Source organism: Candidatus Nitrosocosmicus sp. T, assembly GCF_054408485.1.
This window is the reverse complement of record NZ_CP166992.1, coordinates 2,870,674-2,897,307: the sequence shown is the minus strand read 5'-3', so window position 1 is coordinate 2,897,307 and position 26,634 is coordinate 2,870,674. Positions and strand designations below refer to the sequence as shown.

Genomic DNA, 26,634 nt, shown 5'->3' with positions numbered 1-26,634 from the left:
TTATTTAAAGAATTATGACTATCCATAGTTAATGACAGATAATGTTATTGATGATGTTGCAAAGAAAATTAAAAACTCATCTCAGGACGCTGAAGCAGAGGCAGAAACAGCCAAAGATAACGCTGAAGGAAAGCCCAGTTCTGAAACATTGAATAAGGCTAAGGTAAAGATAAGAGACGCGTTAGATTAAGGAATTATCCATTCGCTAAACTAATTTTTTTATTATATAGAATTTTTAAGGATCAGACAGTTACAATTAGCTAGAAGTCAAATCACATCACATGTTATCTGCTGTTTAAATATCACCCTAAATTTTCCTATTTGTAAGATTTTTCCATACAAGAAGTATGGGTCATTTATCTTCATTTTCATATCAAAAATCTTATGGAAATGTCATTTTACAATTTATCAACTTAAAAATACCAACTAACACTTAATTTTATTATGTTTGGAAGGGGAAATAAAGATAATCAACTATGGAAATTAGAATATATTGATACTGTTTATAAAATATATGACTGGGATAAAAATTTAACAGGCTATTTTTTTCCAAATTACGACATTGATATAGAAGATCATAAGGATAAGGATAAATTTCAAGACGATCATGAAGTTGAAGACAAAATCATAGAACAAATGAATAAAGAAAAACAATCAGTGAAAGGTGGAAATGTCATGCTCCCTATGGTGAAACTTCAATTACTTGATAATGCAGAAGGAATTGATTTAGATTATGTGATAAACTCTTTAGAGGAAAATGCCCAAAGAACAAGAAAATGGAAACAATGGGTACATGACAATCATCTTGAGTTCAAAATATTTGGAAGTTCAATTTACACTGCTAGGGAAGATAGAAATATGCTATCAATAGTTTTGGGCATTGGTTCCAACATAACTTTAGGGGAAAAAGAAATTGGCATTAATTTGAGACCATTATTGGATAAATTACACCAGGATGAACTGATTTGATACATAAATCCTTTTCATGTACCGTTCCCAATAAAGTATTTTGATTTTGATATCAACATTGATTTTGATATCAACAGATACTATTAATCTTGTTTGTGCTATTGCTTATATGATTCCTACAAGGGGTAAAGTAAAACAGATCTTATTTAACTACCAAAACAGGGCAATAAGAATAAGTAACAACATCTGCAGCTACGCTACCAAGTAACATTTTTTTAAGACCTGAGTTTCCTCTAGTGCCTATTACTATCAAGTTGACGTCTCTTTCCTCTGCATAATTTAGAATTGAAGCTGGAGTGGAAAATGGGGTGGTAATTACCTCTGATTTGACTCTAGTAGTGCTATCTATGGTAGTTTCCTTGTTTATATGATTTATTATTTCTTCAAACCATTTATCAGCTTCCTTCTTATATTCATTAAAATAAGATGGAGCTACCATACCAAATACTCCGGATGAGTCACCATGATGAACTTTAGAAGGAACAATAGCTAATAGAAGTAATTCTGAATCATATTTTACAGCAAGATCTAAAGCATATTTGACAGCATTTCTAGAATATTCTGATCCATCTATTCCAACTAAAATTTTAGAAAACGTCATATTTTTCTACTAGAATTTATCATTATTATAAAAGTATCTTATCTTAAAAATCTAATAGATTGATGCGACTTGAAATATCTATTTTATATTTAAAAGGCTTAGACAAACGAAATATATTTTAACAATATTGTTTGATATACAAAACTTATGAAAAGATTTTGAATCTTGTAAATTTTATAATTTTCATAAAAATTTTATAGATTCTTGGATAAAATATCTGAAAATAAAAATATATAAGTACTAGCTTATTTTATTTATTATATGCATGCGTTCGATACCAGTATAGTGGAACACATAGAAATTAAAATGATTCGACCATCACAGTTTTCCATTAGAGATAAATTTAATGATTATCAGGAAGTAGAATCACTCGTTTCAAGTATCAAGGAGCACGGTTTACTACAGCCTATTTTAATACGTCCATATCAGAATAACTTTGAAATAGTTGCTGGCCATCGACGCTTTTATGCATGCAAGTCCCTTCGGTGGCGTCATATTCCATGCAAAATAAGGGAAATGAATGACAAACAAGCGTTTGAAATTCAATTAACTGAAAACATTCAGAGAAAATCAATGAGCGCGCTCGAAGAAGCAGAGGCATTTAGAAAATATGTCCAGGACTTGGGGTGGGGCGGTGTTACTGAATTGGCTAAAAAAATAGGTAAAAGTGAGGAATATGTATCGCACAGGATTCAGCTTTTAAAACTTCCACAAGATGTCAAAGAAAAAATAATGCTAAATAAATTGAGTGTAAGTCAGGCTTTGGAATTGACCACTGTTTCACCAAGCAATATTATTCATTTTACCGATCATATTATAGAAAATGAATTAACTATTCGACAAATTAGAGAGGTAAAATCTGTATTTTCCAAAGAAGGTATTTCAGGTGATGACTTGGAATTAATTGCAAACGAAAATATTAATTTTAAGAATATAAAAACGCTTAAAGTAACCAAGAAAACTTCCCTTGCATTAAAAATTACTCTTGCTAGACTAGATAGTATAATAGAAGAAGTTCAGCTAAATTTTGAACCAGGTCAAAGTACAGATATCATAAGCTTTTTAATGGACTTGCGTCTTAAAATTCACTCTTTAATTGATGATACTATTAGATTTAAAAACATAAAAATAACTAAAACTGCAAGATATCTAAAATAATTCGAAATAATTATTTGAATTTTCCATTTTCTATCTTCCAAGAAAAGGAGGCATCCATTCATTCAAGAATTTTTTATATTCTTTTTCTGTATAGGTAAACGCATTAAATGTAGGTTCCTTTAGAGGCGAAAAATCGTACACTTCGTAAGTTTGGATTATGTCTCCAAACAGGTTTCTATAAATATCGCTTTCCTCGTCGGCAACTTCGGGAGATGAAAATACTTGAATGGTGATCCAGTCATATCCACCTCTTGTTCTTCCTGAAAATAAGACAAAGGGAGCATCTTGGAGGTACTTTTTTAATCCTTCTATTCGACTCGCCAAGTGCTGTGATGGTCTAAAAGTAACTAAAACTACTCTAATTATTCTATGTGGTACCTTTTTAGTGTCAATAGAAATTGTATATCTTGAAATTATTTTTTCATCCTCAAGAGTTTTAATACGCGAATCTATCTCATCCAAACTTAAATTATGTCCATAATTTCTTAAAAAATCCCAAATTTCATTTAAATCTTGCTTGGCATCCTTACTCAAAGCAGAAAGAATTAACTCGTCTATGGAATCTATCATTGATTTAATATTAAAAAATAATTGATCAGATTATTTATAGTTTAGAACTTTAATTTCGAGGTAATTCTAAACTTGATGGGTAAAAGACCATAAAAAGCACGTATTTAATATTAATTTAAATAAATCATTTCAATTTTAAGAATTAATTGTCATTCATTCTCTCTGAAGAAATAGGTTATTTGATCTTCATTGGGGGTGGTCTTATAATGACTGTTATTGTATTATTACTCATTTTTGTGGATACCAAATGGCTCGGAACAAGAAAAACATTTGAGTGGTTTTCTACAGCGGGAAGGAGTATTAAAAGTGGCCTTTTGGCATCATCTGTAATATCTGCTTGGATTTGGGCTGCAACTCTTTTAGAATCATCCACTGTCGCATATAAATATGGCATAAGTGGCCCATTTTGGTACGCTGCAGGGGCAAGTATACAAATCATTCTTTTTGCAGTGATTGCTCTTGAGTTGAAAAAGCGAGCTCCCTCTTCTCATACTTTTACAGAATTTCTGTATCTTAGATTAGGAAAGTTTGGCCATAAGGTATTCTTGCTTTTTGCTTTACTAGCCAATTCTATCGTTATGGCAATGCTTGTGTTAGGCGGGGCCGTAGCCTTGAATGCCCTAACGGGAATTGACATTACAATAGCTTGTTTTATAATACCTTTGAGCATAATGATGTATACTTATTTTGGAGGCTTAAAGGCTACTTTCTTTGCAGACTATCTAAATACTTCATTTATTTTTATAGTGATACTAATTCTAGTAGTGGGTATTTATTTCTTCAATCCACACATAGGGGGGATAACAGGATTATTTGAAGGCCTGCAATCGGCAAGTGCTCTTAATCCTGTAGAAGGAAACTCGGGCGGTTCATTCTTAACTTTAGCTTCAATTGGCGCCCTTATTTTTGGTATTATCAATATAATCGGAAACTTTGGAACAGTTTTTGTAAATCAAGCCTTTTGGCAAAGGGCTATTGCAGCACGACCTAAATCTCTAATAAAAGGATTTTTTATAGGTGGACTGGCCTGGTTTGCTATTCCGTTTGCCCTTGCCACTTCTTTAGGACTTGCAGGAATTGCAATGCATTTAGATCTCTCTCCTTTGGAAGTTAGTCATGGATTAGTTGCACCTATTACTATCTCCACTCTTTTGGGAGAAGTAGGCGGTATTCTAATATTGACTATGTTATTTACTGCGGTAACATGTGCAGGATCAGCAGAACTTGTGGCGTTCTCTTCTCTATTTACATTTGATGTTTATAGAACCTATTTCAAACCATCTGCGTCTGGTAGGCAATTAATGCGTATTTCAAAACATTCTGTTTTGATATTTGGATTCGGCATAGGCGTACTATCTTTATCTTTGTTCCATATAGGATTGAACTTGCAGTATATTTATTTATCAATGGGTATTCTTATCGGCTCCGCCGTAGGGCCCATATCTTTGTCCTTGATATGGAAAAAAACCAACAAAATCTCTGCTTCTATTTCAGCATTATGTGGCCTTTTGCTGGGTGTTTTTGTATGGCTTTTTTCAGCTTTTTCTATATATGGGGATATCTCAGTAGCTTCTACCAGTCATGATATTCCTCTCCTGTTAGGCAATTTAACATCCTTTACATCTGGATTTGTTCTTGTTATCCTAGGGAGTCTAATTAAACCCGACAACTTTAATTTCAATATTACCAAGCAGCGGATCGTAATTGCAGAGGAAAGAATCAGATCTTTGATAAAAGAAGATAATGATGAATCGTTATTAAAGAATAGAACTGTATTTGGGTACAAGTATGGAATCTTTTTTACCCTCATTTTGGTTGTGATCTGGCCATTACCTTTATTTTTTTCTGGGTATATATTTTCCTACGAGTTTTTCTTGTTTTGGATTTTACTAAGTATTGTCTGGACGATATGTGCAGCTTGTTTTCTTATAGTAAAACCGATTATTGAATCAAAACGAGAAATTTCAATCGTTTTATCAAATCTACTATTTATCATAAGATCAAAGTTTCAAGTTAGAAATTACGACAATAAATTTTCTCTATCCAAAAACAATACCTCTGAAAATCCTACTAATACAAATTTCAAGCGAATTCTAGTTGCTGTTGATGGTTCCATGTCTTCAATAAGGGCATTAGATTATGCTAGCCATGTCTTCCAAGCTGACTCTATAATTTATGTAGTACATATAATTGAATGGCCCGATGATTATGAACAAAATACCGAGTACGATGCCGAGCTGATGAAAAGAGTCGAGAAAGAAGGACGGCTAGTGTTGTCTAGTATCCTTATTAAGAATTCTAAAAGATGTGAAAGAGTTGTCAAAATAGGGGATCCCGCTAACAAAATTATTAAAACTGCCAATGACTTAAATGTAGACATCATAGTTCTTGGAACAAAAGGGTTAGGAAATTCTAATGATCTGTGTGGACGTGTGACAAGTAAAATTCTTTCTGAATCTAACAAACCCGTATTATTGCTAAACTAATTCTATGAGATTAATAGATATTTTTTATTTATTAATAAACTGATATTTAATACAAATTGTTAAACTATACCTGTACAAAATCCTTGTATGGGAATACCAACATATTCGTCGGGAGACCCCCTTCTAGATTTCTTCTATATACTGTTTAATGGCATCTCAGAAGTTCCTTTACTTAGTTCACCAGTAACTGGTATTTTTATTCTTGCTGGTGTCCTAATAGCTTCGCGCAAAGCAGGTATCATGATGGTAGCTGCAGGATTAATTGGTGCAGGAACTGCGTTACTACTGGGTGCCGATTACGGGCTAGTCACTTTTGGCTTGTTCGGATACAATTCTATATTAACTGGGATGGCATTCTGGTCTGGACCCTTTGTAAAAGCCAACAGGGTGACATTGACGATCTCAATATTTGGAGCAATCATAACTGCAGTAGCTTGGATGGCGTTTGCACATTTTATGGGAGATATATTTAGTCCAGATGATAAAGGCGGTATTGCTAATTCTGTTGCAATACCCGGATTTACATCATCATTTATCTTCACCACTTGGGCGATGATGTATGCAAGTAAGCGGTATGGACATGATGTTTGGCCAGAAGTTCCTCAGTCTGCTAAAGAAGATAAAATTCCCGGGAGCGATAATCCTCTACAAGTAAAACCTGAAAACTTCAAATGGACAGCCAAAGAATTTATCATTGCTACCTTCAAAGGAGTGTCTCAGGTTACCTTTGTTGAGAATTGGAAGACTGGTGTTTTCTGGGTCGTAGGCCTGACTTTGACATTTGAATTGGCACCTCTAATAGCTGGTGTTCAAGATAGACCATGGTTTACAAATGGGTATACAGCACAATGGAATGAATATTCGCCGTTATATCTTGCTGGAGTTATGGCCTTTATAGGATCAGCAATTGGTGCTGCTTTATCTATATTGATGAAGTTACCTACTCAAGAAACAAGAATAGGTTTGCACGGCTTTAATCAGGGTATTAGTTATGATTGCATTAACAAGCTTTGTGCCTCTTACACCGCAGTCATTCTTGCTGGCTGTGCTTGCAACAGTAGCTTGTTCGGTGATAGTAATGCCTGCACTCCAAAGGTTCTTTGGTCAATGGGGATTACCTGCACTTACTGGGCCATTTGTATTTACTGCTTGGGTTTGGCTAATTGCTATTTTCGGATTCTCAAACATACCCGCAGGGATAGGTTGGTCTAGGCCCGAAGGCTAGTTCCGAGGGATATATCTATCCAGGATTAACTTAACCAACCCACCAACCAATAGGCTTTACTATTTTTTCATTTTTCATTTTTCTTTTTATGTACTCTTGAACTTTTCAGCCTTTACCTTGCCTAATGTATCATCTAAAATCGTTCAATTAAAGTAATATTTTACATCTTGTATCCTACTACTGTATTGTCCGAGCTTGAGATAAATCTGAGAAAAATTAAATCTGATTCTAAAATGTCAGATAGTCAAAAAATTAAAATGTTCTATGATTTAATGGGTGTTCAAAATATAGAACCTATTGTGTTAAGGCTTTCGGGTTATATCAAAAGCAAACCCATGAAGATTGACTATCTTCTTACATTTACTCCGACTAGAATTATCATGGTTAAAAAAAACAAGTTACGAAAACTGACAGACCCGGGTTTTGTTGCTGGAATCGGGCCATATCTTTATTATATTCTGTCTGAAAAAATAGAATATTCGGACATTAAGATAAAGGATTCATTTATTTCTAAAGAACAAGATTCAGCAGAGGCAGCAACAGCAACAGGAGACATGCCTCAAGAAGTTTGCATCAAATACCAGGACATAAAAAAAATAGTATTTTACTCTGATACCAAAACTTTGGTTTCTAATATGCTTGGCACTGCTGTAAAGGAAAATGTACTTATCATTCATACAGTAAAAGAAAAATATGAATTCAAGCTCCCAACTGGAAAAAATGGTCCCTACAACAAAACATTATATTGGTTAAAGACGTGTTTACCAGTTAAAATTTCTGACAAATGACATCCAATTTAGTCGACATCGACTAAATAGCTGATAATGGTAATAGTTCATATATATTGATTATTATTTTGAATTTTAAAATAACTCACTAGGATTGTTATATGTGAATTAAAAATGATGTTAGCCCCAAGAGAGATTGAAAAAATGATGATATGGACGGCAGCCCAAATTGCCGAGGGAAGAAAACAGAAGGGAGTAAAACTAAATTATCCTGAATCGATTGCTTATATAGCTAATTTTGTTGTAGAAGGAGCACGAGAAGGAAAATCAGTCGCAGAGTTAATGACGTCTGCAAGAAATATTTTAAAACGAGCGGATGTTATGGAAGGAGTGCCTGAGATGATACATACAGTACAGGTGGAAGTTACATTTCCAGACGGGACAAAATTAGTTACCGTTCATGATCCAGTTCAATAGGTGAATTATAAATGACAACTAAAATTATATCTAAATTGAATTTAGACGGAGGTATTGATTTATAATGATTCCAGGAGAATATGTTTTATCTGAAGACGATGTACTTTGCAACGAAAACAGGAAAACCATAAAGATTACTGTAAAACATACCGGTGACAGGCCATGTCAAATAGGATCTCATACACACTTCTTTGAAATCAATAAAGTCCTTGATTTTCCAAGAGAGCAAGCATATGGTTATCGATTAAATATACCAGCTGGCACGTCCGTAAGATTTGAACCAGGTGACACAAAGGAAGTTGAATTGTGTGAATTAGGGGGTTCAAAAGTTAGTTTTGGATATAATGGTTTAACAATGGGAAGTATGCATTCAACAAATATAAAAAAATCTGCAATTGAAAAAGCCAAGTTCTTTGGTTTTAAAGGAATGGGTAATTAGGAGAGGATATTATTGGTCTTAAAATTAACAAAAAAACAATATACTGACTTATTTGGCGCAACCAAAGGCGACAAGATTCGTTTAGGCGATACAGATCTCTTCGTTGAGATTGAAAAGGATTTCTTATATCATGGAGATGAATGTGTATTTGGAGGAGGCAAGACACTCCGAGATGGTCAAGCTCAAACACCCGGTGTTACTAATGCAGGAGGCGCTTTGGACTTTGTTATCACGAATGCCGTAGTGATTGATCCTGTTCTAGGGATCGTCAAAGGTGATATAGGTATTAAAGATGGTAAAATTGCAGGTATTGGAAAAGCCGGAAATCCATTAGTAATGGATGGCGTGGATAGAAATCTACTTGTATCTGCATGTACTGAGGCAACTGCAGGTGAGCATACAATCTGTACTCCCGGACATTTTGATACACACATTCACATGATTTCTCCTCAGCAGTATATAGATGGAATCAGCAATGGTATATGTAACATGATAGGCGGAGGTACTGGTCCTGCAGATGGTACAAATGCAACTACTTGTACTCCAGGGTCATTTAACATAAGCAGAATGCTTGAGGCTGTAGAAGATACTCCAATGAACTGGGGCTTTTTAGGAAAAGGTAACGATTCCCATCCTTCCCTTGCCACCCAAATGGAGCAAATCGAAGCCGGTGCTTGTGGACTAAAAGATCATGAGGACTGGGGAACGACAGCAACCGTTTTGGATGCATCACTTCGTGCTGCAGATTTAACCGATGTTCAGGTTGCAATCCATACTGATTCAATAAATGAATGTGCCTATTTGGAAGATACTATTAATGCTATAGATGGAAGAGTTGTTCATAGTTACCATACAGAAGGAGCAGGTGGTGGTCACGCACCGGATATAATTGCTATAGCATCCCAACAAAATGTTTTACCTTCTTCAACCAATCCTACTAGGCCATTCACTGTCAATACTGTTGATGAACACCTTGATATGCTCATGTTTTGTCATCACCTTAACCCTGCTGTTCCAGAAGATGTGGCTTTTGCGGACTCTAGAATTAGAGCTGAAACTATCGCAGCCGAGGATGTAATGCATGATGAGGGCATTCTTAGTATGTATTCATCAGACAGTCAAGCTATGGGTAGAATTGGAGAGGTTGTAATTCGTGCATGGCAAACGGCCGACAAAATGAAAAAAATGAAAGGAAAACTAAAAGATGAGGAAGGCGACAACGACAATTTAAGAGCAAAACGCTATATTGCAAAAACTACAATTAATTGCGCAATCACTCATGGTGTTTCTGATCACCTTGGCTCCCTAGAAGCAGGAAAGTATGCTGATATAGTCATGTATAATACTGCTTTCTTTGCTGCAAAGCCTAAGATGGTCTTTAAAGGAGGATTTATTGCTTGGTCTATAATGGGAGATCCAAATGCTTCTTTGCCAACACCAGAACCCGTCTATTATAGGCCAATGTTTGGTGCCATGGGTAGGGCTGTACAGAAGACTTCTTTTACTTTTATGTCAAAAAAAGCAATAGAATTAGGTGTTCCTCAGAAATTGGGATTAGAAAAAACTGTATTGCCTGTAAGCAATTGTAGAAGTATAGGAAAGAAAGACATGATGTGGAACGATAAAACACCCGAAATCACTGTTGATCCTGAAACATATGAAGTAAAGATTGACGGGCAGATTGCTACCGTTGATCCGGCAAAGGAACTAACATTAGCACAGAGATACTTTATGGCATAAGGTTCCTCTACCCCTCCCAACTATCTTTTTTTCTTATTAAAATCTTCTTCCTTTAATTTCTATTCAGTATTATTTCTGATACATTTATCTCTTGGTCTTTAATGTTAAAAATTATGTCTTCACCACAAAATTTTGGAGTTTGGAAGCCCATTGCTGAAAATATTGAATTCAATGCTTTAGAGTCTAATTCAAACGCCGTAATGGCCGTAGCTGAAACGGTGAGAACCACCCTAGGGCCAAAAGGCCTGGATAAACTTTTGATCGATCAGTCAATGAATAGACATGTATCTAATGATGGTGTTACCATATTACTTTCACTGAGAGCAATTCATCCTGTCGCGAGAATGATAGTAGAAATTGCAGAAAGGCAAGAGCAAAAAGTAGGTGATGGAACAACAACGGCTGTCATTTTGGCAGCTGAGATGATCAAAGAAGGTAAAAGATTAATTCGAGAGCTTGCAGTGCATCCAACTAAAGTCGTTGAAGGCATTGAAAGTGGCATAAAACATTCTTGTGAATTGCTAAAAAAAAGTGCCATAAAGATCAGTCTTGATGCTGCTGAACTCGATCAAATCGTAAAAACGAGCTTGTCATCAAAATTGGATGGTCGAGTATTGCATACGTTGGTAGTTAATGCGTTGCGTACTGTAGGAAAAGATGCAATTTATAACGGATTGTATGATTTTGATAAGGCAGTACAGGTAATAAGAAGAGTAGATGTTGAGGATAAAATTTTTAATGGCATTGTTTTGGAAAGAAAAAGAATCGATCCCGAACTTCCCAGCAAAGTTGAAAATTCAAAAATTCTAATTGTGAGATTGGATTTAAAACCAGTAAAAGAGTCATGGATCAAAGAAAATAGCAAATATCAAGATATTCTTACTATGGAAAAAGATCGTTTGGAAAAATCAAAAAAAATTGTTGATGCCATAGTTGAAACGGGCGCAAATACTCTTTTTATAGCTTCACCTGAAGTGGATCAAATAGTTGAAGATCTGTTTGTATCAAAGGGATTATTTGCGGTTCACATTTCAAACGAAGAAATAGAATATTTGTCAAGGTACACAGGCGCAAAACCAGTTCGAACACTAGATGATTTAAAGAATACCGATATCCTTGGTGTTTCTGAGAAAATCTACGAGGATGAGAATAATGGTATAATATATTTGGAAAACGGCAGTGGAAAGAAGATCATCACTATCCTGATATCTGGTTCTACAAAGGAAACATCGTTAGAGAGATGGAGATCAACAATTGATGGAATTAATGCCGCAGAAGCTGCATTAAATTACGGAATTGTTCCAGGTGGTGGTGCTGCCGAATTGCATATAATTGAAAAAATTAAAAAACTTAAACTCAGTGGATTGGAGCAAGTAGGCCTAGAAGTAGTAACATCTGCACTAGAAAGTATTATGAGACAAATATTAACAAATGCCGGATTTAACGGTTTAGAAAAAGTAATGAATGCTAAAGCTTCCCCCGATGGTTATGGAGTGGATATCGACAGTGGTGAAATTGTAAATATGGTTTCTAAAGGTGTTTTAGATCCAGTTTTAGTAAAAACAATGGCATTGGAAGCATCAGGCGAAATGGCCAAATCTGTTTTGAGGATTGATAAGAATTTAGCTGCAGACGACCTGAATCCTCAAGCACTTGCTGATTCAAAAAGGTGATTACTGTTGCAAATTAGGCATTGTACTGAAAAATCTAATATTGATGATTCCATGTTAATCATCGACCCTTTGCAAATTAGACATGTAATTGTCAAATTTGGAAAATTGTCTTCGATTTCAGGTTTAATAGATCCCAAATCTCACCTCAATCTTGATTATCCCTATCACTTGGTAAGACAATGTGTGGTAGCTCAAAAATTTGAGGTTGGTTCAAAGGTTGAAATATCTGACGGAGGACTAGTATTTGCAGAATTAAATCCTAGCAACTATAAACACTACGGAAAGTATGATTATACTCAAAATTTACAAAATATGATAACGGCTGTGAACAAAATAAGGAATACAAATCCAGATCTAAATAACAATACCAATAATCTAGAATTTCATGATAACAACGTCAATATAGATAATAAAACCTAAATTTCTAGTTATTTTTGTTCACGCTCAGAAAATAATTTTGATACATATATTGACTCAAATTAGGATTAAAGAATTTTGAAATTGTTTTTATGGATAAGATTAACCTCTATATGGTATCTGATGTTAACCATTACAACTGTTATAGGAAATATAAAGAAAGATCCACAATTACATCAAAAATATGAAGAGTCGATAAAAAAAAATACCGTCGAGAATGTAGTAATTGCGAGATCTGAAACCGAGAAGGTTAGAATGAGAAAGGTTTCAGACAAAGAAACTGATATCGGATTTATTTTGCCCTCTAGAACCCATCTTAAAGATGGTGATGTAGTTTTTCTTGATGAAACTAAAATGATTGTCATAAAATTATCTCCCGAGCTTGTGGCTATCTTGAATATTAAAAACCATACACATAATCATAAACATGATCATGAACATAAGCAATCTAACGAGGATGAACTTACTAATGTGGCAATAAAAGTAGGACATACTATTGGAAACTTACATAGGCCATTAAAAATCGAAAATCGTGATATCATTTTTCCTATTCAAAGTCCAGATGAAATAAATCTATTCTTAAGAATGTTGTCAGATTTAAGAGACTATATAGAAATTCGCTCCGAGCACCTCATTTTCGAGCCTGATCAAGGTTTTGATATTCATGCCCACTGAAAAGACTAATAAATCCACACTGTCCATTGCGGATTTAAGTTTCTTACAATTATCTGATTCTTTTTTTCCTACCGGTTTGTATACCACTTCAAATGGCCTGGAATTATTATTCTATGATAAAAACAGAAAGCTAACATACGGCGAGATTTTGGATTTTATCAAAGCTTACCTTGTACAGCAAATTGGACCCACTGATTGCTGTGTTATAGGTAATGTGTATGATAGTATTCTAAAGAAAGACTTTAAATCGTTGTTAGAATTGGATACTACATATTATTTTATGAGGCTAGTAGATGAAACTCGTTCAGCTTCAACAAGATCAGGAATCCAGTTCCTAAGATGTGTTTCTGCATTTATTCATAACGATGAATATTTGGATTTCTATTCAAAAAATATTAAAAGCGGTAATGCAAAGGGTGTTTATCCTATATCATTCGCCTTAGGATGTAATTCTATGAAAATAACTAAGGAGCGATCTGGTTTGATGTTGCTATATGGATTTGTTGTTAGTGTAATTGGAGCTACTCTTAGATTGGGTATTCTGCAGCATATTGAAGGGCAGATGCTTATAGATGAGATGAAACCAGTGATTTTATCAACGGTGAAAAAAAATATCAATAGACCTCTTAATAGTATGTGGCAATTTATTCCTCAACTTGATATAATTCAAATGCATCATGAACAAATGGATTCAAAAATGTTTATAACTTGATTTTTTCCTTTATTTTTTTGTGGCACTTTTAAGAATTCCACGCATAGGCATAGGAGGACCTGTTGGATCAGGAAAAACCATGTTAATCGAACAATTAGTTCCTATTTTAAAGAATGATGGATATAATGTTGGAATTATTTCTAACGATGTTGTTTCTAGAGAAGACGCCGATAGAATGAGAAAAAACCTTGCCACCGAAAAAGGACTAATGCCCGCGGATCTAGTAATAGGAATTGCTACCGGAGGTTGCCCTCATACTGCAGTCAGAGAAGATCCTTCAATTAATATATCTGTTGTAGAGGAGATGGAATCTAAACACCCAACTCTTGACTTAATAATTATTGAAAGTGGGGGCGATAACATTACAACCACCTTCAGTCCTGCGTTGGCCGACTATTTTATTTATATTATTGATGTTTCTGGAGGGGATAAATATCCAAGAAAGCGTGGACTTGGTATTGAAACATCTGATTTATTGGTAATCAACAAGATAGATATTGCTTCCTTCATAGGTGCCGACCTAAGCATCATGGAGCGAGATGCCAAGATTGTTCGAAATGATAAGCCATATGTTTTTGTTAACAGCAAAACAGGTCAGGGTGTTAAAACCGTGGCAGAACAAATCGTAAAGGATGTATTATTTGATGCGCCTCCTAAATCTGTGACTATCAATTAATCTTAATGATTTTCAATGAGTTTGTATAATCTTTCTTATTGTACTCCTGAAAATATTCCTGATGAAATTCTAAATTATGATAATACGTTGGAACAATTGGCTGTTGGACAGTCCGGTAAATTAGGTGTTTTACAGCTGGGTCTAGAAAATGATCCAGATAGTCATAAAACATCTATAAAACACCAATATTACAAAGTTCCCTTATGCATAAAGCGTGCTCTTTACCTTGAAGAAACCTTTCCCGAGATGGCTTATGTTTATATTATTTCTCCATCTGGAGGCATTTTACAAGGTGATAGATATCGAATTGACATTACACTTACCAATTCAGCTAAATCACACGTTACTACTCAAAGTGCCACTAGAATATACAGGATGAATAAGAATTTTGGATCTCAAATAATAAATTTGAACGTTGATAAAGATTGTTACTTAGAATATATCCCTGATCAAATAATACCATTTAGAGATTCTAGATTCTATCAGGTTACAAATATTAAGGTTCATGATGAAGCTACCTGCATTTATTCTGAAATTTTATCTCCTGGCAGGGTTGCTAGCAATGAATCTTTTGAATATGATATTTGCTATATGAAAGTCAAGTCAGTAAATCAAGAGGATAAATTGAGACTAATTGATGTGGCAAAAATAGAACCCAAGATAGAAAATATACGATCTTTTGGAATATTAAATAATTATGAAATACTGGGGAATATTTATATTCTAACCCCTAAGGATAAAGTAAACCCTATACAAAATGAAATACTAGAAACTTTGTCTGGGACAAAAAAAGCTATTGGCGGATGTACAAAATTGCCAGACGAAAATGGTTTATTAATCCGGTTGTTAGGCTCATTTGTTTATGATATCCGTGACATAATTTATTCTATAGTTAGAATAGTAAGAAGAAATGTTCTAAATGTTTCCTTTAGTGGAATCAGAAAGGCCTAAGTAGGCCTCTATACTACTATAAATGTATTTTTTGTCTCAAAGCCAATAACTCGCCTTTAAAAAAATTAATAAAATCGTTCACAAGAATTTAGGATGCCCGAAAATTTTTTTAATAACACCAAAATAATATTTGTAGCTACCTTTACAGCGCTTTTGTCTTTACTCTCGGTGATAGTCTCCACAAACATTGATAATAATCTAAATTCGGTTTATGCTACTGCTAACAAAACATTAAACGTCGTTACATCTATATCTCCAATAACTAATATTGTCAAAAATATAGCAGGAGACAAAATAAATCTGACTGGTTTGGTCCCAGAAGGTGTAAATTCCCATACCTTTGAACCAGTCCCATCTGATATAATAAAATTAAGCAATGCAGATCTTGTTATCATTAACGGGTTGTTTCTAGAGGACAATATGGAAAAAGTTGTAAATGAGTCCCTTAAGAACAAACCAGACATTCAATTGTTAAAACTTGCAGATACCACTATTGATTCGACAGGCTGGATCTTTGATTTTAGTTTTCCCAAAGAACAGGGTCATCCAAATCCTCATTTGTGGTTAAATCCGGTAAATGCTATGAAGTTTGCTAATTTAACAAAAAATAAATTAATCGAGATGGATCCCAATAATACTGCTCATTATACGGAGAACACTGAAAAGTACATTGCTTTACTAAAACAGCTAGATAAAGGCATAAAAGCAGCCGTACAAACTGTACCTCCAGAAAATAGAAAATTGATAACCTATCATGATTCTTGGGCATATTTTGCACCAAGGTATAACATGACCGTGATGGGCGCTGTGCAACCATCAGATTTTTCAGAACCATCACCTCTTGATATAGCCAAATTAATTGATCAAATAAAGGCTGAAAAGGTACCGGCTCTCTTTGCATCAGAGGTCTTTTCAAACAGAATTACTGATCAAATAGCTAGAGAAGCTGGTGTAGATATAGTACATACCTTAAGAGACGATTCACTTCCTGGTAATTTAACAAGTCCCAATCATACGTATGTGGGAATGATGCTTGATAACATGGAGAAAATGATAATCCCGTTAGGTGGGAATACTAGTAGTTTGACTAACATTAATCCTGAGAATACATACACACAATAAATTTTATATTAAATATTAATAAACATCTCAAATTATATCATTAGAATGGGCTCCTTCGACTATCTAAAATTATCTGGTGTATCGTATGGATTTACTTATCATGATTTTGTTGTAGAGGGAGTTGATTTGTCTATACCAAAAGGTCGATTTGTTTCTATAGTAGGTCCTAGTGGATCTGGAAAAACTACTTTATTAAAACTAATGTGTGGAATTTATGATCCTTGGAATGGGGATGTTGAGTACATTTGTAAGAATGACTGCGATTCCATTTTCTATTATCCTTCTGTTGGATATGTTCCACAGATAGAAACTATTGACTGGAATTTTCCAGTTTCTGTGCAAGAGGTCATAGCAATGGGATCATGGAACTACAAAAGTTATCTTCCGTGGATAGATAAAAAATTGAAAAACCAGATTAAAGATACATTGAAAATATTGGGATTGAGTGGCTATGAAAAACGACACATACGTGCACTTTCTGGAGGAGAGCAACAACGTGTATTTTTGGGTAGGGCATTGATTAGAAACCCTGATATTCTTATTTTGGATGAGCCAACAACGGGGCTGGATTATGTTTCAAGAGAAAAAATATTTGATATATTAAAAACACTCAATAACAATGGAATGACTATAATTTTATCTACCCATGATATAACTCATATTGCTAATCGTTCTCCTTGGGTTATTTGCTTTAATAAATATGTGATCGCTGAAGGTCAACCTCAAGATGTTCTTAAAGACGATAACCTTCTAAAAACATACGGACTTTCAGATTACAAAATAAAATAGTGAAGATCATTTGATTGATCTTCTGTTACCATTTCAATATGAATTTTTTATAAAGGGAATTATAGTTTCAGTTTTACTTGGGGGTATTTGTGGCTTAGCCGGAGTATATATTGTTTTAAGAGGACTAAGTTATGTTGGTCATGGACTTTCACATGCTGCTTTTGGAGGAGCAATAGTGGGAAATATTGCAGGTTTGAACTACTATGTTGGAGCAATTATTTGGAGCTACTTGGCTTCTTTTGTAATCTTTGAAATAAGTAAAAGAAATAAAATTAAACCTGATGCTGCAATAGGGCTAGTTACCACTGCTATTTTTGCATTTGGAGTGTTACTAGTAAGTATGACAAATAGATATACAAGGAATTTCGAATCTCTTTTATTTGGAAATATTTTGGCTATTACCGAACAAGATCTTTATATTATTGTTTCGGTAACAATACTTTCAAGTGCCTTCTTTTTTTTACTCCATAAGCGCTTGGTTTTTTCCTTTTTTGATAACGAAAGTGCCAAAATAAGTGGGATCAAGACTTCATATATCGAACTACTTTTTTCATTTGTTCTGGCTACCATAATTATTGTTTCGATGTCGTCCATTGGAGTAACATTACTCGCATCAGTAATAGTAGGTCCAGCCATTTCTGCCAGGATGTTATCAAATAATTTTTCAAATGTTGTATTTCTTTCAATTGTCATAGGATCGGTTGCATCTTTTTCTGGCATGTATGTTAGTTTCTTTTTGGATTCTTCATCTGGTCCTACCATCGTCATGTTTGTTACTTTGGGCTTTGGGATAACGGCTTTATATGCAGTCTTTAAGAAAATATATCATTCTCATAGTCATGGTGGTGTGTCTCACTCACATCCACATTTACATACCGATGAACATCGACATGAACATAAACATCCCTAAAGGTCCAATGCCTCAATTTTTTTTGAGCTGGTTTTTAAGATGACGCGTGATTACTGCAAAAGAAAAATTAGATTACCTTTTCTCTTCTCTTCTTTTCTTTAAGTATTATGCCAATTTTTCTAAACCTTTAAAGAATGTAAATCCAGCAAAGGTTATGCCTGCCATTACTTGCGAAAAAAAGTCATTTTCATATAAATTGACCGATATGTTTTTTCCTCCAGTCTTCAACGATTTCATGTAAGTTTGTTTGGTAAATTCATCAATCATCTTTGCAAGATCTCCACTCACTACATAATTATTTAGCAAGCCAACGTATTCATCACTACCTACAGAAATTATTTGAGCTTTTATTTCATAGTCAAATTTTTCTTTTGGATTATTTCCTTCGATATAATATTCTGCGATATTGTCTGCCAAATAACGTGCTTGTCTTACCGCGATTTGTGCTAATGGAGGATATAATATCCCTTTAGAGTTTTTCATTGCTGCCAAATCACCAATCGAATAGATGTTTTTATACTGATTAGTTTGGCAATACTCATTAACTATTATCCTGCCATCATTAGTCTTGTCGATTGTAGGCTCTATGTCTATACTATATCCCCTTACTCCTGCTGTCCATATTATTAAGGAAGAATTAATCTCAAGACCATCCTTAAGAAATAGAGTACGTTCTTCAACTCTTTCCACAAGTGAGTTATGGAAAATCCTTATACCTTTGTCTTTTAGAATCTCTTCAGTTTTATTTTTGACTCTGATATCCCATCCAGGTAGGATAGTTGAAGTGGCCTCGATTATGTTTACTTTAATATTGCTTTTATTTGGTGAAGCATTTATTGTCTCTGCCAAGGCGCTGCCAAGACTTACACCTGTGGCCCCGGCTCCTACTATTACTATATTGTGTTTTATATTTTCTTCACTAATTATTTTTGAAATATGATCATGAATAATTGAGGCGTCATATATTGATCTAATAGGTAGGGTATATTTATCAGCACCCGGTATATTGAAGTATTTTGTGGAAGACCCCAAACAAACTACCAATTCATCATATCTGATATCTCCTGAATTCAAAGATATAAGATTCTTGTCAGGAACTATTCTCTTTATATCGTCTTGAATAAAACGTACATTTTTGCCTTGAATTAGGGATGAAATTGGAATTTTCAATTGCTCGGCGGTTCTAAAACCGGATGCTACTAGGTGTATTTCTTGCATCAGCTGATGATAATTGTTCCTATCAATCAGTATTATCTCATTTGAATGCTTGTCTAGTTTTGATGAAAGGTTAGTACTCAGAAAAATTCCCGCATAGCCTGCACCCAGGATTACTATTCTCTTTTTTGTTGTCGACATTTTACATCATCTTTTTACTCAATTTTCTTATCTGTGGAATATTCTTTATTTTTCAATTTAACTTTTTTTATTAAAAGTTCTATTACTAAGAAGACTACAATCGACACTGCTATGCTTGGAATTGTTGAACCTATGTTTAGTGCAAAATCTTCAACATGGAGTGGCGAAATGGGGGAGAGAACAAAGTAGGTAATACTTCCAACGAAAAATGAAAAAAAAGATGATATTTTGAACTTGTTGTTTTTTTCATAGAATTTTTCGATAGATACTCGTCCTTTTCTTAGAATGTAATAATCCGTCAAAACAATTGCAAATAGCGGGGCAAATAGTGCTCCTATTATCAACAAAAAGTTTTCATACTGATAAATTGGAATTAGATTGGACAGTATTACTCCTACTATTGTGAAAAAAACAACAAGATATTTGTAATTTATTTTGTTCCATATGTTCTTAAATGACATTGCAGATGAAAAAATATTTGCAAAAACGTTATCTACTTCGTCGACGATTAGTACCAGAAGGATAAATCCATAAAAGAAGGTTTGAATTGCAAGTAGTATTGCAAATATGTCACTAATGCCTAATAAGAGCCCAATTACATAAAAAAGACAGTTTGTAATTGAAAATCCAATAAATGTTCCAAAAAAAGCGTTTTTGCTTTTTTTAGCAAACCTATTGTAATCTGCAACCAGAGGTAGCCATGATAACGGCATTGCAATTACTAAATCCAGAGAATTAAAAAAACTAAAACCGCTAGAACCTGAATTTATTATGCTGGCTGTATCTACATTATTGGCTCCTAATATTATATTTATAAGCATGATGATTGTTGAACCGTATACAACCCAGACCGCAAACTTGGTGAGCCATTGTTTAACTATTTTCAAGGGTCCCAAAATGCAGAAGAGAATGATTACTATTCCAAAAACGATCGACCAAACATAAAAATCAATATATCCATTACTAAAAATATTTGCAGCTTTTGATAATATTGTTATTTCAAAAGTCGACCAGCCTATTAATTGAAAGATATTTAAGATTGTAAGAAAATACGACCCATGCAGACCAAAGGCTGGTCTCATGCTTACTATTGAAGGAATTGAATGGTCGCTACCTATTTTGCCTGCTAGGGCTAATAAAACAGAACCTACAATCGATCCTACAACTATTGCAATAATTGCTTCTCCTAAATTTGAAGAAGAAATAAATGAACCTGCAGAAATTACCAGTAGTCCGATGCCTAAACTAGACCATAATACAAAAAAATTTTTTCCTGATAATGTCTGGTATTTCTTATCTATTGGATTTATCCCAAAATCAGAATTGTCTTCTAAAAATTTCACAACTATTTCACCTAGAATTATTTTTATAAGATGATAATATTGTCGAATATAATTTTATCATAGATTGCTATCTATACTTGCAGTAATTACATAAATTTAAATTTGTTCTTATTCATTTTCAAGTAATGTCCTTTGGAGTAGATACACTGGGTCTCTTAATCGAAAAACTAAAACAATTAGTTAATGATACTCAAGATAATTATGAATCTTTTTTTGATTCAACTCAGTTATTTAAACAAGGAAAAATGGAAAGTAATGAATATTTTTCAAGAATGGGTGAATTCCTTGTATCCTCTTCAGCCTTAAATTTTTTAGCTTGTCGTGTAATTCTTGAACTTAAAACAGCACTCGATAAAACTGGTTCTGCAAAAGGCAAAGGTGAACGGTCTGGTACTTCACCTTCTACCATTCCTTCCTCCTATCCATCAGGATCAGGAAATAGTGGTAATATAGATGGCGGTAGTGCTGGTGCTGGTGGTGGTTTTGGAGTAGATGGTTTTATATCTGCTGGCGGTAATGTGGGGTCCTCCTCCCCTTCCTCCCCCTCTAATTCTATTTATCCCTCAGCCCCACCTCCTACTAGTGAAGAATACGATCTTCCTTTGCCACAAGAAGTTCCTACCTACAAACCAGTAGATATCATAATTACTAAACAAGACTTGCCTAACTCAGAAGGGTTAAAAAAAAACTGTATTGTTTGTGCTGCGTCAATTCCAAAACAAGCAAAATTTTGTAATAAATGCGGCAATTCACAATAATTAATAAACACAATTTTTTAGTATATGTAATGAAAATCTTTAATGGGCGATTGGCTACTGAAGATTACATGTCCACCCATTCCCTAACCTTTTCCACACCTGAAATGACACTAAAAAAATTTGCGCTTTGGTTGGGTGAACAAATCAAAGATTCCAAAACAGATACACCTACTCCTCGTCTACTTTTATACTTAGAAGATAAATCCGAATCAAAGACCGGGATGTCATTTTCTCCTTCTAGTTACCTTCCGGACGTAGATGAGACGTTTAAACCCACGGGTGCTATCGCAGATTTTTACTCCACACAGCATGAAAATACTTCAAACACTAAACAATCTGGAGATATTGAAAAAAAATACTGTATTAATTGCGGTGGTACGATCAAATATTCTTCTAAATTTTGTAATAAGTGTGGATATGTTCAGGAGTAACTAGTCTTAGGAAATGGACTGATTTTTTCTTTCCTTGACTGATTTTTCCTTCAGGATTATATAACACTCATTGCACAAAGTGTCAGAAAATAAATAATTAATAGAATAAAATTTTACCTTATTGCATAATTTACAGGCCTTCATGTTTTTTCTGACAGGTTACATATTTTTAGGATTACCTTATTAAATTATATACTCTGTGAAGTTTTTTAAACTGAATGACCAGAGTATTCTCATTCATATTTTTTTTTATATCTGTATGGTTTGGATTATCTTCGATTTTATCATATATAGTATTTGTTCATAATCTCAATTATTTCTATTACTACATTATATGGATAGGTTGCTTTGTTGTTTCCTTATTACTTTTTTTGAAACCTATAGTATCAATGCGTCAAGTATTTCGAAACAGAGTCTCAACAAGTATTTCTTGGCCATTTCTTATAAAATTGATAAATGGCTTAACCTGGGCTCTACCATTTCTTTTGATTCCCTTTTTCCCAAAGTATTATCCATTTTTGTTGCTTACTGGTTTGTCCTTGGGTAACATTTCAACTTTTATATTTTTAAAGAAATATTCTAAAATATTCAGTATCGAACAATTAATAACTGGTGCGTTGCTCCTTTCATCCTTATTAATTGTTACAATTTATTATAATTTCACAGATCATTATGAAATTATACTTTTTTTTACTAGAGTCATGATTTCAGTTTCATACGGAATAGGAGGACTAGTGGGTTATTTTAAGAACACTGATGATAATGCCACCGCAGTATCATCGTCAAGTTTACATTAGTGAATGAGGGTAAAGATCATTATTGAAAGAAAAATCTAGTTCCATTAATAATTTTTCTGAGGCTGTTTGCATATTTAGTGGTGGTTTGGATTCTATCAGCGCAGCTGCGTATTTGAAAAAAATGGGATTAGAATTGTATTTAATTTCTTTTGATTACGGACAACGTGCATCCAATGAATTGCTCATTGCAAAGCGCTTTTCAAAATTATTGAAGAGTAAAAAACACGAAATAATTAATATATCGTTTCTAAAAACCTTGCTTGGGAAAACAAATATTTTGACCGGATCTAGATCCAAAATTCCATCAACTTTTGACTATAGCATGGTCGTACCTTTAAGAAATACTGTTTTTTTAACTCTTGCTTCTGTATGGGCGACTTCTTTAAATATTCCTCTGGTGATATATGGTGCTCATTCGGGAGATATTCAATATCCTGATTGTCGTCCGTCTTTTACACGTTCTCTAGAAAAAGTACTTTATATGTCTGAAATTGATGGAATTAAAAAGGGGATAAGAAAAAAGCTTCATATTTGGTCCCCTGCTATTGACAACTTAAGTAAATCTGAATTGCTTTTGATAGGCTATAAAATATTGGGTGACAAAATTTTTCAATCTTGGAGCTGTTATTTAGGATCTACCGATAAAAAAACTAATCTTTCAAAACATTGTGGGATTTGTGAGTCTTGCATGAATCGAAAACAAGCAATTTTGAATGCTGGTTTGGAGGATAAAACAAATTATGTCAGTCATTAACCCGAAAATCAATAATGGTACTGAAAATTATGAGGACCATAATGGCTATAATGGCGGTCTTTCTATTACAAATAGAAATAACAAGGTTCAATTAAATGAAATATTTGTAAGCATTGAAGGCGAGGGCATTCTTGCAGGAACAAAGACTTTATTTATCCGTTTTTCAGGCTGTCATCTCAAATGTCATTGGTGTGATACAAAATATTCTCTGTCTCCTAAAAGCGGCAAAAGTTATACCATAAATGAAGCTAAATATCTTATCCTTCAACATCTTCAACCTAACCTATATAAAGTCAATTTTACAGGAGGAGAACCTTTATTACAAACTCAATCATTGATTGCTCTGGCAGATTTTGTTAAAACTGAATTAAAGATTAAAACATATTTAGAATCATCCTGTTTTGACTGGAAAAGGTTTGAATTGGTTTTGCCTTATTTTGATATTTGTAAAGTTGAATTTAAAACATCTGATTCAAAAGTAGTCGAATCTAAATACTATGAAAATCTTTTACAAAATGAACTAAGATGTTTAGATATTTCATTAAATAGGACCGATAAAATTTCATTTATAAAAATTGTATTTACAAATTCCACAACATTAGATGAAGTTAGAGACTTACTTTCTAGAGTTTTTGAGCGTCCAAATATTAGTAATTTGAGTGGTATAACACTACAGCCTAGCTATCAATATGACTCTCCATCTACTAAGCAAATATTGAAAATATATGATGAAGTTTGTAGTTTTTATAAAGATGTAAGAGTGATTCCACAAATGCATAAATTATTGGGTATGAGTTAATATTTTTAGATGGTTATTTTGCTACAAACCTTAGATTTATAAAAAGATAAGGTTATAATAAAGACCGAATCTTTATAGGTAAAATAAGTATGGTGAACACAATCTTTCGGGTACAGTCGCATAAATTCACTCAAGAAAATATACAAACTACTCTTGTTTGTTCCAACTGTGATGAGGTCTTCACCAAAGAATTTCTACTAGACCTTGAAGGTCAAACAATCGAATTTAAGTGTCCAGTTTGTGGAAACTTAGGAGAAGCAGATATTCCATATAAAACCGCGGAAGAGCGTGAAGAATTCGAAGAAGATTTCGATGATGTAACAGAAGAGGATGGTGGCGATGAGTTCGAGGATGATTTTTAATTAGATTTGTCGTTTTTCAAATTTATTTTGCCTAATTGTGCTAAAAAGGCTGCTAGTTGTATTTCAGGGTGCGCACCATTTGCGAGTCTGTAATCGTATTCTGCAATTATAGATGAAATTTCATAGGGATCTTTTAAATCAAGCTTATAAATCTCTTCATTGGCATATTTTAGAAAATCTGTTTCTGAAACTCCATAAACATATAGTAATTCTAATAATTTTATTCTAGACTCATTAAATTTTGAATCAATGGCTAATTTTATTATTTCAGCTATTATACTTTTTCCAGATATACCTATTGCATTTTGAACCTGCTGGATGCTTATATTTCCATTTACTGAGGCAGCTTGCAATATGTTGATTGAATGTCTTAAATCACCATTTGTATGTTCATATATTTTACGAAGTGCTTTCTCTTCGACTTTTACTCCCTCACTTTTACAAATATCCTTCAAATATTCAATTACTTCTTCCTCAGAAACCTTTGAAAATCGAAAAATTACGCATCTACTTTGTATTGGTTCAATGATATGTGAAAGATAGTTACAAATAAAAATAAACCTAGTAGTTCTGGCACTATCTTCTATAATTCTTCTCAAAGCTGTTTGAGCCTCTGTGGTCATTTCATCTGCTTCATCTAAAATAATGATCTTAAACGGCTTTTCATTTTTTTCCTGATTTATAGAAATCTTCATTATCGATGCAAATTCTTTTACTCTTTCACGAACCATTTTTATTCCTCTTTCATCTGATGCATTAAGCTCTAAAGTATCTCTTTTCCAATTATCTCCTAGCATTTGTTTTGCAAGGCATAAAGCTGTGGTAGTTTTACCTATCCCTGCAGATCCTGTAAACAATAAATGTGGTAATTCGTTAGGTTTCTTCATTAAATTTTCTAAGCCTTTTACAATTTCTTTTTGATTAATTATCTGAGTTAGATGTTTTGGTCTATATTTTTCGACCCACATGATATCAGAAATAACCTCAGGCTTCTGCTCTTGCTGCCTTTTTTCCATCGTGATATAATGTCAATCTTTTTCTAATTTAAAATTATTCAATACTCTGTAGAGGATACCATTATCCAGACATTGAAATTTTATTAACTAAGGATGATAATTACATATGTGAATTCATTGCTGCCGTCCAATAATGATGTTGATTATATTGCAAATAACTTAATTTTAGGTGTAGATGATATTTCAATCCTCTATACTTTTTCTACTCTAGAATATCTTCTAAAGGATGTACGAGTAATATATTTAAAGGATATTGAAATATCGATAAAACCACTTATTTTTATTAGCGCTAAAGAAGGAGATATGACTTCAGTTCCAAGATGGATCTCTGTTATTTTGAGAGAACAAGGTCTAGTAGAAATTCATGACGATGATCAATTATCATATATTAAAAGGGCATTGAATAGAGAAAGAATATCACCTAGCCATGAGGTATCTACAATAGAACCAGATTTTTATGCACGCGTAAATAATTATCTTCGTACAACCGAAGATAAAGATAGAGAATCATTAATAGTATCTTTGAACCCATTCATAGCATCTAGATTACAAAAGATAGTCAAACTTTCTGCCTCCTCTCCCTTGGTGCCGGAGCTTGAAGAAAAACTATCATTAGAAGAAAGACTTCTCTATGAGAATTTTCACAATATGACGTCTAATTTCAAAAAATTGGTGTTAAAAATTGAGTAATACTGATCCT

General features: G+C 33.7%; 30 protein-coding genes and 1 pseudogene. 26 read left to right on the top strand and 5 right to left on the bottom strand.

The genetic code is table 11. From position 1 onward, the window contains the following. Positions 1 to 31: 31 nt before the first annotated feature. Complete coding sequence (locus AB0A59_RS14970; protein WP_458745060.1) at positions 32 to 190, top strand: hypothetical protein; 159 nt, start codon at positions 32 to 34, stop codon at positions 188 to 190. Positions 191 to 444: 254 nt separating this feature from the next. Continuing rightward, positions 445 to 969 (top strand): hypothetical protein, encoded by a 525-nt coding sequence (locus AB0A59_RS14965; protein WP_458745058.1) that lies wholly within the window; start codon positions 445 to 447, stop codon positions 967 to 969. 142 nt (positions 970 to 1,111) lie between these two features. On the opposite strand, the gene AB0A59_RS14960 is transcribed toward AB0A59_RS14965, so the two are convergent. Then, positions 1,112 to 1,570, bottom strand: a complete 459-nt coding sequence (locus AB0A59_RS14960) for a universal stress protein (RefSeq protein WP_458745056.1) — start codon at positions 1,568 to 1,570, stop codon at positions 1,112 to 1,114. Between the two features lie 261 nt (positions 1,571 to 1,831). Here AB0A59_RS14960 and AB0A59_RS14955 point away from each other — a divergent pair, with 261 nt between their 5' ends. Continuing rightward, on the top strand, positions 1,832 to 2,728 hold the full coding sequence (locus AB0A59_RS14955) for a ParB/RepB/Spo0J family partition protein (protein ID WP_458745055.1): 897 nt from the start codon (positions 1,832 to 1,834) through the stop codon (positions 2,726 to 2,728). Positions 2,729 to 2,758: 30 nt separating this feature from the next. Here AB0A59_RS14955 and AB0A59_RS14950 read toward each other — a convergent pair whose 3' ends face one another. Next, positions 2,759 to 3,298, bottom strand: a complete 540-nt coding sequence (locus tag AB0A59_RS14950) for an Lrp/AsnC family transcriptional regulator (protein WP_458745053.1) — start codon at positions 3,296 to 3,298, stop codon at positions 2,759 to 2,761. A 206-nt stretch (positions 3,299 to 3,504) separates the two neighbouring features. Here AB0A59_RS14950 and AB0A59_RS14945 point away from each other — a divergent pair, with 206 nt between their 5' ends. The 16 genes and pseudogenes from AB0A59_RS14945 (at position 3,505) to AB0A59_RS14870 (ending at position 18,318) form a co-directional block, all read left to right on the top strand. Further along, positions 3,505 to 5,784 carry a sodium:solute symporter family transporter gene (locus AB0A59_RS14945; protein WP_458745051.1) on the top strand — a complete coding sequence of 760 codons (2,280 nt, stop codon included), beginning with the start codon at positions 3,505 to 3,507 and terminating at the stop codon, positions 5,782 to 5,784. A gap of 87 nt (positions 5,785 to 5,871) precedes the next feature. Further along, a pseudogene (locus AB0A59_RS14940) lies at positions 5,872 to 6,552 on the top strand (urea transporter); the annotation flags it as partial. Positions 6,553 to 6,775: 223 nt separating this feature from the next. Beyond that, complete coding sequence (locus AB0A59_RS14935; RefSeq protein WP_458745049.1) at positions 6,776 to 7,009, top strand: urea transporter; 234 nt, start codon at positions 6,776 to 6,778, stop codon at positions 7,007 to 7,009. Between the two features lie 185 nt (positions 7,010 to 7,194). Beyond that, the gene (locus AB0A59_RS14930) at positions 7,195 to 7,797 is read left to right on the top strand and encodes a hypothetical protein (protein WP_458745047.1); all 603 of its coding nucleotides are present in this window, start codon (positions 7,195 to 7,197) and stop codon (positions 7,795 to 7,797) included. Between the two features lie 114 nt (positions 7,798 to 7,911). Further along, positions 7,912 to 8,214, top strand: coding sequence for an urease subunit gamma (locus AB0A59_RS14925; protein ID WP_196817341.1), 303 nt, complete (start codon positions 7,912 to 7,914; stop codon positions 8,212 to 8,214). 64 nt (positions 8,215 to 8,278) lie between these two features. Further along, positions 8,279 to 8,653: an urease subunit beta gene (locus tag AB0A59_RS14920; RefSeq protein ID WP_458745045.1), complete on the top strand. Its 375-nt coding sequence runs from the start codon at positions 8,279 to 8,281 to the stop codon at positions 8,651 to 8,653. Positions 8,654 to 8,665: 12 nt separating this feature from the next. Beyond that, positions 8,666 to 10,393: an urease subunit alpha gene (gene ureC, locus AB0A59_RS14915; protein ID WP_458745043.1), complete on the top strand. Its 1,728-nt coding sequence runs from the start codon at positions 8,666 to 8,668 to the stop codon at positions 10,391 to 10,393. A 113-nt stretch (positions 10,394 to 10,506) separates the two neighbouring features. Then, a complete protein-coding gene (locus tag AB0A59_RS14910) occupies positions 10,507 to 12,066 on the top strand; it encodes a TCP-1/cpn60 chaperonin family protein (RefSeq protein ID WP_458745041.1) in 1,560 nt (519 codons plus the stop codon). 6 nt (positions 12,067 to 12,072) lie between these two features. Then, the gene (locus AB0A59_RS14905; RefSeq protein WP_458745039.1) at positions 12,073 to 12,486 is read left to right on the top strand and encodes a hypothetical protein; all 414 of its coding nucleotides are present in this window, start codon (positions 12,073 to 12,075) and stop codon (positions 12,484 to 12,486) included. A gap of 120 nt (positions 12,487 to 12,606) precedes the next feature. After that, positions 12,607 to 13,158, top strand: a complete 552-nt coding sequence (locus AB0A59_RS14900) for an urease accessory protein UreE (protein WP_458745037.1) — start codon at positions 12,607 to 12,609, stop codon at positions 13,156 to 13,158. Next, the gene (locus tag AB0A59_RS14895) at positions 13,148 to 13,870 is read left to right on the top strand and encodes an urease accessory protein UreF (protein ID WP_458745035.1); all 723 of its coding nucleotides are present in this window, start codon (positions 13,148 to 13,150) and stop codon (positions 13,868 to 13,870) included. Before AB0A59_RS14900 ends, AB0A59_RS14895 begins: the two co-directional genes overlap by 11 nt. A gap of 19 nt (positions 13,871 to 13,889) precedes the next feature. Continuing rightward, a complete protein-coding gene (gene ureG, locus AB0A59_RS14890) occupies positions 13,890 to 14,546 on the top strand; it encodes an urease accessory protein UreG (RefSeq protein ID WP_458745033.1) in 657 nt (218 codons plus the stop codon). 15 nt (positions 14,547 to 14,561) lie between these two features. Further along, positions 14,562 to 15,497 (top strand): urease accessory protein UreD, encoded by a 936-nt coding sequence (locus tag AB0A59_RS14885; RefSeq protein WP_458745031.1) that lies wholly within the window; start codon positions 14,562 to 14,564, stop codon positions 15,495 to 15,497. Between the two features lie 93 nt (positions 15,498 to 15,590). After that, complete coding sequence (locus AB0A59_RS14880; RefSeq protein WP_458745030.1) at positions 15,591 to 16,619, top strand: metal ABC transporter substrate-binding protein; 1,029 nt, start codon at positions 15,591 to 15,593, stop codon at positions 16,617 to 16,619. Between the two features lie 45 nt (positions 16,620 to 16,664). Then, a complete protein-coding gene (locus AB0A59_RS14875; RefSeq protein ID WP_458745028.1) occupies positions 16,665 to 17,408 on the top strand; it encodes a metal ABC transporter ATP-binding protein in 744 nt (247 codons plus the stop codon). Positions 17,409 to 17,418: 10 nt separating this feature from the next. Further along, positions 17,419 to 18,318, top strand: a complete 900-nt coding sequence (locus tag AB0A59_RS14870; RefSeq protein ID WP_458745026.1) for a metal ABC transporter permease — start codon at positions 17,419 to 17,421, stop codon at positions 18,316 to 18,318. 105 nt (positions 18,319 to 18,423) lie between these two features. Here AB0A59_RS14870 and AB0A59_RS14865 read toward each other — a convergent pair whose 3' ends face one another. Both AB0A59_RS14865 and AB0A59_RS14860 read right to left on the bottom strand, forming a co-directional pair. Beyond that, positions 18,424 to 19,674 carry an NAD(P)/FAD-dependent oxidoreductase gene (locus tag AB0A59_RS14865; protein ID WP_458745024.1) on the bottom strand — a complete coding sequence of 417 codons (1,251 nt, stop codon included), beginning with the start codon at positions 19,672 to 19,674 and terminating at the stop codon, positions 18,424 to 18,426. A 14-nt stretch (positions 19,675 to 19,688) separates the two neighbouring features. Beyond that, positions 19,689 to 21,017: a cytosine permease gene (locus AB0A59_RS14860; RefSeq protein WP_458745022.1), complete on the bottom strand. Its 1,329-nt coding sequence runs from the start codon at positions 21,015 to 21,017 to the stop codon at positions 19,689 to 19,691. A gap of 125 nt (positions 21,018 to 21,142) precedes the next feature. Here AB0A59_RS14860 and AB0A59_RS14855 point away from each other — a divergent pair, with 125 nt between their 5' ends. The 6 genes from AB0A59_RS14855 (at position 21,143) to AB0A59_RS14830 (ending at position 24,918) form a co-directional block, all read left to right on the top strand. Further along, positions 21,143 to 21,775, top strand: a complete 633-nt coding sequence (locus AB0A59_RS14855; protein WP_458745020.1) for a hypothetical protein — start codon at positions 21,143 to 21,145, stop codon at positions 21,773 to 21,775. Between the two features lie 29 nt (positions 21,776 to 21,804). After that, positions 21,805 to 22,206: a zinc ribbon domain-containing protein gene (locus tag AB0A59_RS14850; protein WP_458745018.1), complete on the top strand. Its 402-nt coding sequence runs from the start codon at positions 21,805 to 21,807 to the stop codon at positions 22,204 to 22,206. A 389-nt stretch (positions 22,207 to 22,595) separates the two neighbouring features. Further along, complete coding sequence (locus AB0A59_RS14845) at positions 22,596 to 23,003, top strand: hypothetical protein (protein WP_458745016.1); 408 nt, start codon at positions 22,596 to 22,598, stop codon at positions 23,001 to 23,003. A 22-nt stretch (positions 23,004 to 23,025) separates the two neighbouring features. Then, positions 23,026 to 23,757 carry a 7-cyano-7-deazaguanine synthase gene (locus AB0A59_RS14840; RefSeq protein ID WP_458745015.1) on the top strand — a complete coding sequence of 244 codons (732 nt, stop codon included), beginning with the start codon at positions 23,026 to 23,028 and terminating at the stop codon, positions 23,755 to 23,757. Then, positions 23,744 to 24,556, top strand: coding sequence for a 7-carboxy-7-deazaguanine synthase QueE (locus AB0A59_RS14835; protein WP_458745013.1), 813 nt, complete (start codon positions 23,744 to 23,746; stop codon positions 24,554 to 24,556). The genes AB0A59_RS14840 and AB0A59_RS14835 overlap by 14 nt, the downstream gene beginning before the upstream one ends. Positions 24,557 to 24,645: 89 nt before the next feature. Next, on the top strand, positions 24,646 to 24,918 hold the full coding sequence (locus AB0A59_RS14830; RefSeq protein WP_415310744.1) for a hypothetical protein: 273 nt from the start codon (positions 24,646 to 24,648) through the stop codon (positions 24,916 to 24,918). Here the strand turns inward: AB0A59_RS14830 and AB0A59_RS14825 are convergent. Further along, the gene (locus AB0A59_RS14825; RefSeq protein ID WP_458745011.1) at positions 24,915 to 25,934 is read right to left on the bottom strand and encodes a replication factor C small subunit; all 1,020 of its coding nucleotides are present in this window, start codon (positions 25,932 to 25,934) and stop codon (positions 24,915 to 24,917) included. The two genes, AB0A59_RS14830 and AB0A59_RS14825, sit on opposite strands and share 4 nt — an antisense overlap. Before the next feature lie 108 nt (positions 25,935 to 26,042). Between AB0A59_RS14825 and AB0A59_RS14820 the strand changes: the two genes are divergently transcribed. After that, positions 26,043 to 26,624, top strand: a complete 582-nt coding sequence (locus tag AB0A59_RS14820) for a hypothetical protein (RefSeq protein ID WP_458745009.1) — start codon at positions 26,043 to 26,045, stop codon at positions 26,622 to 26,624. The last annotated feature ends 10 nt before the right edge of the window (positions 26,625 to 26,634 follow it).

Coding starts and splice junctions, on each gene's coding strand:
- AB0A59_RS14855 (WP_458745020.1), top strand. CDS start 21,143: ATGTCCTTTGGAGTAGATACACTGGGTCTCTTAATCGAAAAACTAAAA.
- AB0A59_RS14875 (WP_458745028.1), top strand. CDS start 16,665: ATGGGCTCCTTCGACTATCTAAAATTATCTGGTGTATCGTATGGATTT.
- AB0A59_RS14835 (WP_458745013.1), top strand. CDS start 23,744: ATGTCAGTCATTAACCCGAAAATCAATAATGGTACTGAAAATTATGAG.
- AB0A59_RS14845 (WP_458745016.1), top strand. CDS start 22,596: ATGCGTCAAGTATTTCGAAACAGAGTCTCAACAAGTATTTCTTGGCCA.
- AB0A59_RS14960 (WP_458745056.1), bottom strand. CDS start 1,570: ATGACGTTTTCTAAAATTTTAGTTGGAATAGATGGATCAGAATATTCT.
- AB0A59_RS14825 (WP_458745011.1), bottom strand. CDS start 25,934: ATGGAAAAAAGGCAGCAAGAGCAGAAGCCTGAGGTTATTTCTGATATC.
- AB0A59_RS14950 (WP_458745053.1), bottom strand. CDS start 3,298: ATGATAGATTCCATAGACGAGTTAATTCTTTCTGCTTTGAGTAAGGAT.
- AB0A59_RS14925 (WP_196817341.1), top strand. CDS start 7,912: ATGATGTTAGCCCCAAGAGAGATTGAAAAAATGATGATATGGACGGCA.
- AB0A59_RS14885 (WP_458745031.1), top strand. CDS start 14,562: ATGAGTTTGTATAATCTTTCTTATTGTACTCCTGAAAATATTCCTGAT.
- AB0A59_RS14970 (WP_458745060.1), top strand. CDS start 32: ATGACAGATAATGTTATTGATGATGTTGCAAAGAAAATTAAAAACTCA.
- AB0A59_RS14965 (WP_458745058.1), top strand. CDS start 445: ATGTTTGGAAGGGGAAATAAAGATAATCAACTATGGAAATTAGAATAT.
- AB0A59_RS14865 (WP_458745024.1), bottom strand. CDS start 19,674: ATGTCGACAACAAAAAAGAGAATAGTAATCCTGGGTGCAGGCTATGCG.
- AB0A59_RS14955 (WP_458745055.1), top strand. CDS start 1,832: ATGCATGCGTTCGATACCAGTATAGTGGAACACATAGAAATTAAAATG.
- AB0A59_RS14850 (WP_458745018.1), top strand. CDS start 21,805: ATGAAAATCTTTAATGGGCGATTGGCTACTGAAGATTACATGTCCACC.
- AB0A59_RS14910 (WP_458745041.1), top strand. CDS start 10,507: ATGTCTTCACCACAAAATTTTGGAGTTTGGAAGCCCATTGCTGAAAAT.
- AB0A59_RS14945 (WP_458745051.1), top strand. CDS start 3,505: ATGACTGTTATTGTATTATTACTCATTTTTGTGGATACCAAATGGCTC.
- AB0A59_RS14900 (WP_458745037.1), top strand. CDS start 12,607: ATGTTAACCATTACAACTGTTATAGGAAATATAAAGAAAGATCCACAA.
- AB0A59_RS14920 (WP_458745045.1), top strand. CDS start 8,279: ATGATTCCAGGAGAATATGTTTTATCTGAAGACGATGTACTTTGCAAC.
- AB0A59_RS14935 (WP_458745049.1), top strand. CDS start 6,776: ATGATTGCATTAACAAGCTTTGTGCCTCTTACACCGCAGTCATTCTTG.
- AB0A59_RS14895 (WP_458745035.1), top strand. CDS start 13,148: ATGCCCACTGAAAAGACTAATAAATCCACACTGTCCATTGCGGATTTA.
- AB0A59_RS14830 (WP_415310744.1), top strand. CDS start 24,646: ATGGTGAACACAATCTTTCGGGTACAGTCGCATAAATTCACTCAAGAA.
- AB0A59_RS14880 (WP_458745030.1), top strand. CDS start 15,591: ATGCCCGAAAATTTTTTTAATAACACCAAAATAATATTTGTAGCTACC.